Source organism: Geodermatophilus sp. SYSU D00965, from assembly GCF_054050075.1.
This window is the reverse complement of record NZ_JBJGYQ010000019.1, coordinates 62,389-75,172: the sequence shown is the minus strand read 5'-3', so window position 1 is coordinate 75,172 and position 12,784 is coordinate 62,389. Positions and strand designations below refer to the sequence as shown.

Below are 12,784 nucleotides of genomic sequence, written 5' to 3'. Positions count from 1 at the left end.
CCCCGGCCAGCGTCGCGGGCATGTGGAGTCATCGACCGTCCAGACCAGGACCGGAGGACCGATGACCCAGCCCGCCACGGGTGCGACCCGCGCGACCGCACCCCCACCCACCCCCGAGGACGCCTCGACCGGCCAGCTCATCGGCCAGCTCACCGAGCAGATCTCGCGGCTGGTCCGCGACGAGGCCCGGCTCGCACAGGCCGAGGTCACGCAGAAGGCCAAGCGGCTGGGCGTCGGCGCGGGCCTGTTCGGCGGCGCCGGGCTGTTCGCCTTCCTCGGCGCCGCCGCCCTGGTCGCCACCGCGATCCTCCTGCTGGACCTCGTGCTGCCGGCCTGGGCGGCGGCGCTGATCGTCACGGTGGTGCTGTTCCTGGTCGCCGGCGTCCTGGCCCTGGTCGGCAAGAAGGACGTGCAGAAGGCCGCGCCGCCGGTGCCGACCCAGGCGATCGCGAGCACCAAGGCCGACATCGCGACGGTGAAGGAGAGTGCACGCCGGTGAGCACCCCGACCAGCTCCGGGGCGGACGACACCGCTCCGCGCGACCCCGACGCCATCAAGGCCGACATCGAGGCCACCCGCGAGCAGCTCAGCCGCACCGTCGACGAGCTCTCGCACCGCCTCGACGTCCCGGCCCGAGCCCGGGAGGGCGCCTTCCGCGCCCGGGACACCGCCGTCGAGACCTACCGCGAGAGCCCGCCCACCGTCATCGGCGCCGGCGCCGGCCTGGCCTCCCTCATCGGGCTCGTCCTATGGCGCCGCAGGACCAAGGACCGCCGGAAGGCGGCGCGAGCGGCCAGGCGTGAGGTCAAGGCCGTGGCCGCACGCCGCGCCGCCGCTCAGAAGGCCGCTCGCAAGGCAGCGGCGAAGAGGTCGAAGGAGGCCCGCCGGGCCGCCAAGGCCAAGCAGGCCCGCCGGGCCGCCAAGGCCAAGCAGGCCCGCCGGGCCGCCAAGGTGCAGCAGGCCCGCCGGGCCGCGAGGAGGACGAAGTGAGCAGCAAGGGAGCCAAGCTCGTCTACCGCCCGATCGGCCTGCTCGGCGGCATCCTCGCCGGCGTCGTGTCCGGCGCGATCTTCAAGCAGGTGTGGAAGCGGGTCTCCCACGAGGAGGACGCACCCGACGCCCTGCAGAGCGAGTACCGGATGCGGGAGGTCGTGCTCGCCGCCGCCCTGCAGGGCGCGATCTTCGCAGCGACCAAGGCCGCCATCGACCGGCTCGGTGCTCGCGGGTTCACCAAGCTGACCGGCAGCTGGCCGGGCGACTGACGTGTCCGGCACCCGATCACACGACAGCGCCGTCGACCGCATCCGCCAGCGGGTCGAGGAGAAGGCGGCCAGGCGAGCGGCCGCGGCCGAGGCCGCCCGTCAGGGCACCGGACAGGGCAGCGGGGAGCGCGGCCGCCCCGACCCCGCTCCCGGGGTCCACGGTGGCCTCGACGAGGGGTCGCTGCCGGGCATCAACGCAGAGAAGCCGACCCAGATCCCGCTGCGCGGCTGGAAGCAGGTCGTCAAGCGGGCCTGGGCGGAGAACAAGGCCGACAACATGCCGATCATCGCCGGCGGCGTCGCCTTCTTCGGCTTCCTGGCGATCTTCCCCGCGCTGATCGCCGCGATCTCGCTGTACGGCCTGGTCGCCTCTCCGGAGACGGTGGCCCAGCAGGTCGAGGACCTCTCGGCGCAGTTGCCGGAGAGCGCCTCGGACACCATCGGGACCCAGCTCAACGCCGTCGTCCAGAACAGCGGCGGCGCGCTGACCGTCGGGCTGATCGTGTCCATCCTCGCGGCGCTGTGGAGCGCCTCCGGCGGTGTCGGCAACCTGATGACGGCGGTGAACCTGGCCTACGACGAGGTGGAGACCCGCGGCTTCGTCAAGCAGAAGGCGGTGTCGCTCCTGCTGACCTTCGGCGCCATCGTCTTCGTCCTGGTCGCGTTCGCGCTGCTCGCCGTCGTCCCGGCGGTGCTCGAGGCGCTGCCCCTGGGGGTGGTGGGGACGATCCTCGCCCAGGTGGTCCGGTGGGTGCTGCTGCTCGGCGTCTTCGCCGGCGGGTTGGCCGTGGTGTACCGGGTCGCGCCCGACCGCGACGCGCCCCGGCTGCGCTGGGTGAGCCTGGGCTCGATCTTCGTCACCATCGTGTGGGCGATCGTCAGCGTGGGGTTCAGCTTCTACGTCGACAACTTCGGGTCCTACAACAAGACCTACGGTGCGATCGCCGGCGTCATCGTGTTGATGCTGTGGCTGTACCTCACCTGTTACCTGGTCCTGCTCGGTGCGGAGATCAACTCCGAGGCCGAGCACCAGACGGCGCAGGACACCACCTCCGGGGAGCCGCGGCCGATGGGCGAGCGCGACGCGGTGGTCGCCGACACCCTCCCCGAGCGGCCCGAGCCGACCAAGGAGGACAAGGACCCGACGCGCAGGTAGCCGGCGCCCCCGTCCAGCCTCTGGACGGGGGCCTGGCTCAACGCACGTGCGAGGGCACGAAGGGCGGCCGCACGACCTCCACGGCCTGCGGCCGCCCGCGCACGTCGACGGCCAGCTCTGCGCCCTCGGCGACCCCGGCGGCGGCGTCCAGCAGGGCGAGGGCGATGCCGGTCCGCAGCGTCGGGGAGAACGTGCCGCTGGTGACCTCGCCGACCCGCGCGCCACCGGCGTCGAGGACCGCCATCCCCGGCCGCGGGATCCCCCGTCCGGTGGCGCGCAGTCCCCACAGCAGCCGCGCCGGCCCGCGCTCCTTCTCCGCCACCAGCGCTTCGCGGCCCCAAAACGCCGGCTTGTGCCACCCGACCGCCCAGCCCGCGCGGGCCTGGCTGGGCGTGATGTCGAGCGAGAGCTCGTGCCCGTGCAGCGGGTACCCCATCTCCGTGCGCAGGGTGTCGCGTGCACCGAGGCCGCACAGCCGCAGGCCCTCGTCCCGGCCGACGTCGACCAGCACGTCCCACAGCTCGCCGGCCCGCTCGGCGGAGACCAGCAGCTCGTAGCCGTGCTCGCCGGTGTAGCCCGTCCGGCACACGGTCACCTCGGCCTTCCCCCCGCCGGTGCCGGTCACGAAGGACATGTACGCCAGCTCGCCGGGCAGGCCGAGGAAGGACAGCACCTGCGCCGACTTCGGACCCTGCACCGCCAGGACGGCGACCTCGGTGTGCCGGTCGGTGACGGTCACCCCGGCGGGCGCGGCGTCGGTCAGCCGGGCCACCACCTCGGCGGCGTTGGCGGCGTTCGGCACCAGCAGGACGTCGTCGGGCCCGTGCAGGTAGGCGATCAGGTCGTCGACGACGCCGCCGGCCCGCGGGTCGCCGTCCGGCAGGCAGCACATCGTGTACTGCGCCTGTCCCCGGCCGATGCGGGACAGGTCGTTGGTCAGGCACGAGTCCACGAAGGCGGCCGCGCCCGCCCCGCGCACGGTGACCGTCCCCAGGTGCGAGACGTCGAACAGCCCGACCCCGGTCCGGACCGCCTCGTGCTCGGCCAGCACACCGCCGCCGGCGTACTCCATCGGCATGGTCCAGCCACCGAAGTCGGCCATCTTGGCGCCGGCCGCGAGGTGCCGCTCGTGCAGGGGGGAGGTCCGCGGGGTCACGCTCGGCACGCTAGCGCCCGTCACGGGTACCGGGCGGCCCCTGTCGCAGGGTCCGCGCCGACCCCGCGCGGCGTGGAGGGCAGGCGGCCCCCGTGCAGGGGCCCGCGCCGAGCCTGCGAGGCGTGGGGGGCACGCGGCCCCCGTGCAGGGGCCCGCGCCGAGCCTGCGAGGCGTGGGGGGCACGCGGCCCCCGTGCAGGGGCCCGCGCCGAGCCCGCGAGGCGTGGGGGGCACGCGGCCCCCGTGCAGGGGCCCGCGCCGAGCCTGCGAGGCGTGGGGGGCACGGGGGTCCTTCTAGGATCGAGCGGTGCCGCCGACGATCACCGCCACCGACCGCCCGCTCGAGAAGCTCTCCGCCGACGCCGTCGTCATCGGCGTCGGCAAGGGCTCCGACGGCCCGCTGCCCACCCCCGGTGCGGAGGCCGTGGACCGGTTGCTCGGTGGCCGGCTGCTGCCGGCGCTGGCCGACCTCGGGGCCCGGGGTGGGGAGGACGAGGTGACCCGCGTGGCCGCCCTCGGGCAGGGCTCGTTCCCCGTCGTCGCCGCGGTGGGCCTGGGCGCCCCCGAGGCCGCGGGGGGCTACCCCGCCGAGGCGGTCCGCCGGGCCGCGGGCGCGGCCAGCCGCGCCCTGTCCGGCCGCGGTTCGGTCGTCAGCCTGCTCGCCGCCGTCGGGGGGACGCCGGACGAGATGCGCCTGCACGCCGTCGGGGAGGGCCACCTCCTCGGGGCCTACGAGTTCACCGCCTACAAGTCCGCCCTCGACGGCCGGCCCACCCCGCCGCGGGAGTTCACCGTCGTCGTGCCCGACGCCGGGGAGGCCCGGGCCGCGCTGGCCCGCGCCCGCGCCGTCGCCGACGCGGTGACCCTGGTCCGCGACCTGGTCAACACCCCGCCGAACGACCTCTTCCCCGCCGAGCTCGCCGACCGCGGCGCGGCCGCCGGGAAGAAGGCGGGGCTCAAGGTCGAGGTGCTCGACGAGCAGGCTCTGACGGCCGGGGGCTACGGGGGCATCCTCGCCGTCGGTGGCGGCTCGGTGCGCAAGCCCCGCCTGCTGCGGCTGACCTACACCGGCAAGAAGGCGCGCAAGAAGATCGCCCTCATCGGCAAGGGCATCACCTTCGACAGCGGCGGCCTGTCGATCAAGCCGGCGCTGAACATGCACCACATGACCAGCGACATGGCCGGCGCCGCCGCCGTGATCGCCACCGTCTGCCTGGTCGCCGAGCTCGGCCTGCCGGTCGAGGTCACCGCCACCGTGCCGATCGCCGAGAACCTGCCCAGCGGCACCGCCTACCGCCCGGCCGACGTGGTGACCTTCCGCAACGGCAAGAAGGCGGAGATCACCAACACCGACGCCGAGGGCCGCGTCGTCCTGGCCGACGCGATCGCGCGCGCCGCCGAGGACTCCCCCGACCACCTGCTGGAGACCTCGACCCTCACCGGGGCGCAACTGGTCGCGCTCGGCACCCGCACCGCGGGCGTCATGGGCAGCGACGACCTCCGCGACGCCGTCGTGGCCGCCAGCCGCCGCAGCGGTGAGCCGATGTGGCCGATGCCGATGCCGGCCGAGCTGCGCAAGGGCATCGACTCCCCCGTCGCGGACTTCGTCAACGCCAACCTCGACCGGATGGGCGGCATGCTGGTCGGCGCCCACTTCCTGGCCGAGTTCGTGCCGGCCGGGCTGCCGTGGGCGCACATCGACATCGCCGGGCCCAGCTACAACACCGGCGCGCCGTGGGGCTACACGCCCAAGGGCGGCACCGGCGTCCCCGTGCGCACGCTGCTGGCGACGATCGAGGACCTCATCGCCGAGTGACGACGCCGGCCGCGGTCCGGGATCCCGGACCGCGGCCGGTCCCGCTCCCCGCCGGTGCCGCCGCTCAGCCGCGGCCGTCGCGCTGGCGGGACGACCAGTCGCGCATGCGCTGCGGGTAGCCGGTGACCTGGGCGTCGTACACCGGGACGCCGAGGTCGCGGGACAGCCGGCGCGCGGTGTCGGGGCCGTCGATCCGCCGCCGGGTCCACTCACCGTCGGCGGCGACCAGCACGATCGTCGTCTCGGTGACCGCGGTGCGCGGCTCCACGTAGCCCTCCACGCCGCGGCGGGTGGCGACGAACTGCTCCAGGTGGGCGAGGTCCGCCCGCGCGGCGCCCCGGTCCAGGGTCGCGGGCCGGCCTCCGTCGCTGCGCCGTGCCCGGTTGCGCTTCCGCCCGAACAGCCCCATCCGTCCTCCTCGTGCCCCGAGGCGGCCCGCCTCGTGCCGCGACGTCCGCGCTGGCAACGGTGCTCTCAGCCTCCGCGTTCCCGGAGTGGCAGGATGAGCCCCGGACCATCCCCCGTCCGTGTGTACGGCCGGGACACCAGCATTCGAGGAGATCTCGTGAGCGCACCCACCTCGCCCGCCGACCTGGTCATCCTCGGTGGTGGCTCGGGTGGCTACGCCGCCGCGTTGCGTGCGGCCGAGCTCGGCATGTCCGTCGTCCTCATCGAGCGCGACAAGGTCGGCGGCACGTGCCTCCACCGGGGCTGCATCCCCACCAAGGCGCTGCTGCACGCCGGTGAGGTCGCCGACCTGGCCCGCGAGGGCGAGCAGTTCGGCGTGAAGACCTCCCTCGCTGGCATCGACATGGACGGCGTCAACAGCTACAAGGACGGGGTCATCTCCCGGCTGTACAAGGGCCTGCAGGGCCTGATCAAGAGCCGCAAGATCACCTACGTCGAGGGCGAGGGCCGGCTGGTCTCGCCGACCGCCGTCGAGGCCAACGGGCAGCGCTACGAGGGCAAGCACGTCCTGCTCGCCACCGGCTCCTACGCGCGCTCGCTGCCCGGCCTCGAGATCGACGGCAACCGGGTCATCACCAGCGACCACGCCCTCAACATGGACCGGGTGCCCGCCTCGGCGATCATCCTGGGCGGCGGCGTCATCGGCTGCGAGTTCGCCAGCGCCTGGAAGTCCTTCGGCGTCGACGTCACCATCATCGAGGCCCTCCCCCACCTGGTCCCGCTCGAGGACGAGGCCTCCTCCAAGCTGCTGGAGCGTGCCTTCCGCCGCCGCAAGATCGGGTTCGAGCTGGGCAGCCGCTTCTCCGGCGTCCAGAACACCGAGAACGGCGTCAAGGTCTCCCTGGAGAACGGCAAGGAGTTCGAGGCCGAGCTGCTGCTCGTCGCCGTCGGCCGCGGCCCGGTCAGCCAGGGCCTCGGCTACGAGGAGGCCGGCGTGGCCATGGAGCGCGGCTACGTCCTCGTCGACGAGTACTGCCGCACCAACGTGCCCACGATCTCCGCCGTCGGCGACCTGATCCCGACCCTCCAGCTGGCCCACGTCGGCTTCGCCGAGGGCATCCTCGTCGCCGAGCGGCTGGCCGGGCTCAACCCCGCGCCGATCGACTACGCCGGCGTCCCGCGGATCACCTACTCCGACCCGGAGGTGGCCTCCGTCGGCCTCACCGAGGCGCAGGCCAAGGAGAAGTACGGCGAGGTCAAGGTCCTCAACTACGACCTCGGCGGCAACGGCCGCAGCCAGATCCTCAAGACCGCCGGTGCCGTCAAGCTCGTCGCGGCCGTCGACGGCCCGGTCCTCGGCGTGCACATGGTCGGCAGCCGGGTGGGCGAGCTCATCGCGGAGGCCCAGCTGATCTACAACTGGGAGGCGGAGGCCGACGACGTCGCCAGCCTCATCCACCCGCACCCGACGCAGAGCGAGGCCCTCGGTGAGGCGCACCTCGCGCTGGCCGGCAAGCCCCTGCACGTGCACGGCTGACCCTGTTCCACACCCCACCCACCCAGCGCGAGAAGGAGCCCTCCCCCGATGCCGACGTCCGTCACCATGCCCGCCCTGGGCGAGAGCGTCACCGAGGGCACGGTCACTCGATGGCTCAAGCAGGAGGGTGAGCAGGTCGAGGCCGACGAACCCCTCCTCGAGGTGTCGACCGACAAGGTCGACACCGAGATCCCGTCGCCGGCCGCCGGCGTGCTGAGCAAGATCCTGGTCGCCGAGGACGAGACCGTGGAGGTCGGCGCCGAGCTGGCCATCATCGGCGGGGACGGCGACGGTGCCGCGTCCGGCGGCCCGGCCTCGGCCGAGGACGCCGACACGACGCCGCAGACCCCCGTCGAGCAGGTCCAGGACGCGGGCCCGGCTGCCGAGCCGGAGTCCCAGCCGGCCGAGCCGGCGCCCGCCCAGGCTGCCGGCGACGGCGGTCAGGGTGGCGGTGAGGGCACCCCGGTGACCATGCCGGCGCTCGGCGAGAGCGTCACCGAGGGCACGGTCACCCGCTGGCTGAAGTCCGTCGGTGACGAGGTCACCGCGGACGAGCCGCTGCTCGAGGTGTCGACCGACAAGGTCGACACCGAGATCCCGGCCCCGACCTCCGGCACGCTGCTGTCGATCTCGGTCAACGAGGACGAGACCGTCGAGGTCGGCGCCCAGCTCGCGGTGATCGGGTCGGCCGGCGCCTCCGGCGGCGGGGCTCCCGCCCCGGCGCCCGCGGCCCCCGCCCAGCAGCCGGAGCCCCAGCAGACGCAGCCTCGGGCCCAGGAGCCCGAGACGGCGAAGCCCGCCACCGAGACCCCGGGTGCGGACTACGGCTCCAGCGGTGCCCTGCCTGCGCAGTCGCCGACGTCTGCTCCCTCCCCCGCGGCCGCGGTCGCTCCCCAGGCCCCGGCCTCCGCGCCGGCAGCCCCGGCGGCCGGTGGCGACGGTGGCGGCCAGTACGTCACCCCGCTGGTGCGCCGCCTGGCCGCCGAGCGTGGCGTGGACCTGTCCTCGGTCTCGGGGACGGGCGTGGGCGGCCGGATCCGCAAGCAGGACGTCCTCGCCGCGGCCGAGCAGGCCGTCGCTCCGGCTCCCGAGGCCGCTCCGGCCGCGGCCGGCCGGGCCGCGCCCAAGCCGTCGCCCGCGGCCATGCCGGACACCTCGCTGCGCGGCCGCACCGAGAAGCTCTCCCGGCTGCGGTCGGTCATCGCCCGGCGGATGGTCGAGTCCCTGGCGGTCAGCGCCCAGCTGACCACGGTGGTCGAGGCCGACGTCACCGCCATCGCGCGGCTGCGGGACCGGGCCAAGCGGGACTTCGAGGCCCGCGAGGGCGTCAAGCTGTCCTTCCTGCCGTTCTTCGCCAAGGCGGCGGTCGAGGCGCTCAAGGCCCACCCGGCCGTGAACTCCTCGATCGACCTCGAGGCCGGCACGGTGACCTACCACGACTCCGAGAACCTCGGCATCGCGGTGGACACCGAGCGCGGCCTGCTGGTGCCGGTCATCAAGGACGCCGGTGACCTCAGCCTCGGCGGCCTGTCCCGCAAGATCGCCGACCTGGCCGAGCGGACGCGCACCAACAAGGTCACCCCGGACGAGCTCGGCGGCGGCACGTTCACGTTGACCAACACCGGCAGCCGGGGCGCGCTGTTCGACACGCCGATCATCAACCAGCCGCAGGTCGCCATCCTCGGCACCGGCACCGTGGTGAAGCGCCCGGTCGTCGTCCAGGACCCCGACCTCGGTGAGGTCATCGCGGTCCGGTCGATGGTCTACCTCGCGCTGACCTACGACCACCGGATCGTCGACGGCGCCGACGCCGCCCGCTTCCTCGGCACCGTGAAGGAGCGGCTGGAGGCCGGTCAGTTCCACGGCGAGCTCGGCCTCGCCTGATCCATCCCGATCGGGGCCCCGGCGACCGCCGGGGCCCCGATCGCGTTCCCGCACCGTCTGCGGAGGAGACAGATGAAGGTCGCGGTCACCGGCTCCTCCGGGCTGATCGGCTCCCAGCTGGTCCCGCTCCTGCGCGCCGACGGGCACGACGTCCTGCGGCTGGTCCGGCGCACGCCACGCACCGCCGACGAGCACCGGTGGGACCCCCAGCACCGGCGGATCGACCCGGCGCTGCTCTCCGACGTCGACGCCGTGGTGAACCTCGCCGGCACCCCGATCCGCCCCCGGCCTTGGACCTCGGGCTACAAGGAGCAGCTGCGGACCAGCCGGCTGGACAGCACGAGCACGGTCAGCCGGGCCCTCGCCGACGCCGTCGCGGCCGACCCGGGCCGACCGCGGGTGTTGCTGTCGGCGTCCGGGGTGGGTTACTACGGCGACACCGGCGACCGCACCGTCGACGAGGACGCGCCCGCGGGCAGCGACTTCCTGGCCCGGCTCTGCGTCGAGTGGGAAGCGGCGACGGCACCCGCGGCCGAGGCCGGGGTCCGCGTGGCCCAGCTGCGCACGGGCCTGGTGGTCGGCCGGGGTGCTCCACTGGTGCGGATCCTCGGCACGGTCTTCCGGGCCGGGCTGGGCGGCCGGATGGGCTCGGGTCGGCAGTACTGGCCGTGGATCGGCCTGACCGACGAGGTCGCGGCCATCCGCTTCCTGCTGACGGCGGACGTCTCCGGTCCGGTCAACCTCACCGGCCCGACTCCCGTGACCAACGCCGAGTTCGTGCGGGAGCTGGCGCGCGTGGTCCACCGGCCGGCGGTGCTCCCGGTCCCTCGCCTGGCGCTCTCCCTCGCGCTGGGCGAGTTCGGCCGCACCGGCGTGCTGGCCGGCCAGCGAGCCGTCCCCGCGAAGCTCACGGCCGCCGGTTTCCGGTGGACCCACCGCGATCTCGAGTCGGCGCTGCGCGCGGCCCTCGACCGGGGCTGAGCTCACGCGGTCCGCTCCGCCCGCTCGATCCGCCAGCCCCCGTCGGTCTCCCGCAGGACCATCCGCACCCTCGCCTCACCGCGGCCCTCCACCGTCCGCAGCGCCGGGCCCTCCTGCTCCCCGGCCGCGACCACCTCGTAGGCCGGCCACCGGTCGACGACGTCCAACGTCGCCGCGCCCTGCGCCGACTCCTCCACCAGCGAGGCCCGGACCACCACCGGGGCGAAGCCGCGCAGCCGCTCCCCCGCGGCGTCCAGGGCCGTGACGGTGTCGCGGTCGGTGGTGAGCAGCGCGCTGCCGGCGACGTGGACCCGGTCGAGCAGCTCGGCCGACCCCGTCCGGAACGCCGCGGCCCGGGCGGCGTAGAGCCCGCCCAGCACCTCGGTCCACTCCTCGTCCGACGTCGGACGCGCCGTCCCCTCGTCCGGTGCGGCCCCCTCGGTCGGGGGCCCGGCCGTCGGGTCCGAGGTCGCCGCCCGGCCGGCGAGCTCGGCCGGGGCCGCGGCGGGCGAGGGACCCGAGGGCTCGCCCCACGACCCGCCGAGCCACAGCACCAGGCCCAGGACGGCGACGACGGCGGCCACGCCCCCGGCCGTGCGTGCCGTCGCGCCGCCGGACCGCAGCCGCGCACGGACGGCGGCACCCGGAGCGCAGCGCGTCCGACCCGACCGCCCCTCCGGCTCGGGAGGACGGCGGTGCCGGCCGGGGACCTGGTGGGTCAGCTCCGTCCGCGGACCCCGGCCGGTCCGTCCCAGGTCCGCGTCGGCGACCCCGGGAGCCGGCAGCCGCACCGGCTCCGGCCGGCAGGCGTGCCGCAGGTCGAGAGCGAACGCCGCCGCCGAGCCGCGCTCGTGCGGCTCGGCCGACAGGCCTCGTGCGATCACCGCCCGTAGCTCCGGCGGCGCCTCCGGTGCCAGCTCGTCGAGGTCGGGCAGCCGGCCGGTCGCGGCCACCCGCAGCGTGTCGGCCGGGGTGGCGGCGTTCCACGGGGCGACGCCGGTCAGCGCGTGGAACGCCGCCGCGGCCACGCCGAAGACGTCCGACGCCGGGCCCGGTGCACCACCGCGGGCGACGGTGGGGTCGACGTAGGCGGGCGTCACCTCGGCCGCGGCGTCCTCTCCCAGGACCCGCGCCACCCCGAGGTCGGTGAGCACCGGGCGGCCCTCACCGGTGAAGACGATGTTGCCGGGTGACAGGTCGCCGTGCACGATCCCGCGGTCGTGTGCGTGCGCGAGCGCGGCCGCCACCGGCGCGATCGCGGTGACCACCTCCCCCGGGCGCAACCGACCCCGCCGGGCGAGGAGCGCGGCGAGGCTGCCCCCGGCGAGCAGGTCGAGCACGAGCGCCACGCGGGGCTGGCCGCCGCGCCGGGGCTGGTGCACCACCTCCACCAGCCGGACCAGGTGCGGGTGGTCGAGCTCTCCCAGGAGGGTGGCCTCGCGGGCCTGGCGCTCGGGGTCACCTGCGACGAGGACCTTCACCGCGACCGGGTCACCTCCGCTGCGCGGTACGGCCCGCCACACCTCGCCGGACCCGCCGCGGCCCAGCAGCTGCTCGAGCCGGTACCCGGGGACGACCGGGGCGTCTGCTGGTCCGCGCGCGGGGAGGGACGAGGGGGTCGGCATGGCGGGCACCGTAGGCGGCCGGACACGGTGCCCGCCGGCGTTGTCCACAGGCCCGTGGGCCCTCCACAGCCACCGGCCCCGCCGAGTGCCCCACGGCGGAACGGCCTAGGTTCGACAGGCGCCCCCTGCCGTCCGTCCCCGCGAGGAGCTGCCCGACCGTGCCCGCCACCGCGCCGACCATCCTCGCCACCAGCATCGGGTTCGACTCCCGCGGGAGAGGGCCCTACGACTGGGCCCCCGGACCGGTCTTCGACCTCGCCGTCGAGCTCGCCGGGGCGCCGGAGCGGCCGAGGCTCTGCTACCTGGGCACCGCCACCGGGGACGACCCGGTGCGGCTGGCCGGCGTCTACGGCGCCTTCGCGGGCAGCGGCGTCGAGGTCAGCCACCTCAGCCTGTTCACCATGCCGACGGTGCCCGACGTGCGCGCCCACCTCCTCTCCCAGGACGTCGTCTGGGTCGGCGGCGGCAGCGTGGCCAACCTGCTGGCGGTGTGGCGGGTGCACGGCCTGGACGAGGTGTTCCGCGAGGTGTGGGAGGCCGGCGTCGTCCTGGGCGGGGTGTCGGCCGGTTCGCTGTGCTGGCACGTGGGCGGGACCACCGACTCCTTCGGCCCCGACCTGCGCCCGGTCACCAACGGGCTGGGGTTGATCCCGACCTCCAACGGGGTGCACTACGACACCGAGGAGCAGCGTCGGCCGCTCTACCACCGGCTGGTGGCCGACGGCACGCTCCCGCCGGGCCACGCGACCGACGACGGGGTGGGGCTGGTCTACCGGGGCAGCGAGCTGGTGGAGGCGGTCGCCGACCGTCCGGGCAAGGCCGCCTACCGGGTGGAGCGAGGGCCGGACGGCGCCGCCGTCGAGACCCGCATCGAGCCCCGGCGACTGCGCTAGGAACGGGCCTCCCGCAGGGCCGGCAGCAGGCGTGCGAGCGATGGGGGGCCGGAGGGTCCGCCAACTA

The 12,784-nt window shown here is 75.2% G+C and carries 12 protein-coding genes; 9 read left to right on the top strand and 3 right to left on the bottom strand.

Features of this window, described 5'->3' with window-relative positions:
• Window positions 1-61 precede the first annotated feature (61 nt).
• Genes ACI789_RS17960 through ACI789_RS17945 form a run of 4 tightly spaced genes read left to right on the top strand, consistent with a single transcriptional unit; the run spans window position 62 to window position 2,418 of the window.
• Window positions 62-499 (top strand): phage holin family protein, encoded by a 438-nt coding sequence (locus tag ACI789_RS17960; RefSeq protein ID WP_457010732.1) that lies wholly within the window; start codon window positions 62-64, stop codon window positions 497-499.
• On the top strand, window positions 496-990 hold the full coding sequence (locus ACI789_RS17955; RefSeq protein WP_457010731.1) for a DUF3618 domain-containing protein: 495 nt from the start codon (window positions 496-498) through the stop codon (window positions 988-990). The genes ACI789_RS17960 and ACI789_RS17955 overlap by 4 nt, the downstream gene beginning before the upstream one ends.
• Entirely contained in the window at window positions 987-1,262 is a 276-nt protein-coding gene (locus ACI789_RS17950) for a DUF4235 domain-containing protein (RefSeq protein WP_456920363.1), read from the top strand. The genes ACI789_RS17955 and ACI789_RS17950 overlap by 4 nt, the downstream gene beginning before the upstream one ends.
• A gap of 1 nt (window position 1,263) precedes the next feature.
• Window positions 1,264-2,418, top strand: a complete 1,155-nt coding sequence (locus ACI789_RS17945) for a YihY/virulence factor BrkB family protein (RefSeq protein WP_457010730.1) — start codon at window positions 1,264-1,266, stop codon at window positions 2,416-2,418.
• Window positions 2,419-2,455: 37 nt separating this feature from the next.
• Here the strand turns inward: ACI789_RS17945 and gcvT are convergent, their stop codons facing one another.
• Complete coding sequence (gcvT, locus tag ACI789_RS17940; protein ID WP_457010729.1) at window positions 2,456-3,574, bottom strand: glycine cleavage system aminomethyltransferase GcvT; 1,119 nt, start codon at window positions 3,572-3,574, stop codon at window positions 2,456-2,458.
• Window positions 3,575-3,880: 306 nt separating this feature from the next.
• On the opposite strand from gcvT, the gene ACI789_RS17935 reads away from it, so the two are divergent.
• On the top strand, window positions 3,881-5,389 hold the full coding sequence (locus tag ACI789_RS17935) for a leucyl aminopeptidase (protein ID WP_457010728.1): 1,509 nt from the start codon (window positions 3,881-3,883) through the stop codon (window positions 5,387-5,389).
• Between the two features lie 64 nt (window positions 5,390-5,453).
• Here the strand turns inward: ACI789_RS17935 and ACI789_RS17930 are convergent, their stop codons facing one another.
• Window positions 5,454-5,798 carry an oxidoreductase gene (locus ACI789_RS17930; protein ID WP_456920368.1) on the bottom strand — a complete coding sequence of 115 codons (345 nt, stop codon included), beginning with the start codon at window positions 5,796-5,798 and terminating at the stop codon, window positions 5,454-5,456.
• A 156-nt stretch (window positions 5,799-5,954) separates the two neighbouring features.
• On the opposite strand from ACI789_RS17930, the gene lpdA reads away from it, so the two are divergent.
• From lpdA to ACI789_RS17915, 3 genes are all read left to right on the top strand, one after another.
• Window positions 5,955-7,334, top strand: a complete 1,380-nt coding sequence (gene lpdA, locus ACI789_RS17925; protein WP_456920369.1) for a dihydrolipoyl dehydrogenase — start codon at window positions 5,955-5,957, stop codon at window positions 7,332-7,334.
• Between the two features lie 48 nt (window positions 7,335-7,382).
• A complete protein-coding gene (gene sucB, locus ACI789_RS17920; protein ID WP_457010727.1) occupies window positions 7,383-9,218 on the top strand; it encodes a 2-oxoglutarate dehydrogenase, E2 component, dihydrolipoamide succinyltransferase in 1,836 nt (611 codons plus the stop codon).
• A 72-nt stretch (window positions 9,219-9,290) separates the two neighbouring features.
• Window positions 9,291-10,199 (top strand): TIGR01777 family oxidoreductase, encoded by a 909-nt coding sequence (locus ACI789_RS17915; RefSeq protein ID WP_457010726.1) that lies wholly within the window; start codon window positions 9,291-9,293, stop codon window positions 10,197-10,199.
• Window positions 10,200-10,201: 2 nt separating this feature from the next.
• Here the strand turns inward: ACI789_RS17915 and ACI789_RS17910 are convergent, their stop codons facing one another.
• Window positions 10,202-11,824: a protein kinase domain-containing protein gene (locus tag ACI789_RS17910; RefSeq protein WP_457010725.1), complete on the bottom strand. Its 1,623-nt coding sequence runs from the start codon at window positions 11,822-11,824 to the stop codon at window positions 10,202-10,204.
• Window positions 11,825-11,982: 158 nt separating this feature from the next.
• Between ACI789_RS17910 and ACI789_RS17905 the strand changes: the two genes are divergently transcribed.
• Complete coding sequence (locus ACI789_RS17905) at window positions 11,983-12,717, top strand: Type 1 glutamine amidotransferase-like domain-containing protein (protein WP_457010724.1); 735 nt, start codon at window positions 11,983-11,985, stop codon at window positions 12,715-12,717.
• The last annotated feature ends 67 nt before the right edge of the window (window positions 12,718-12,784 follow it).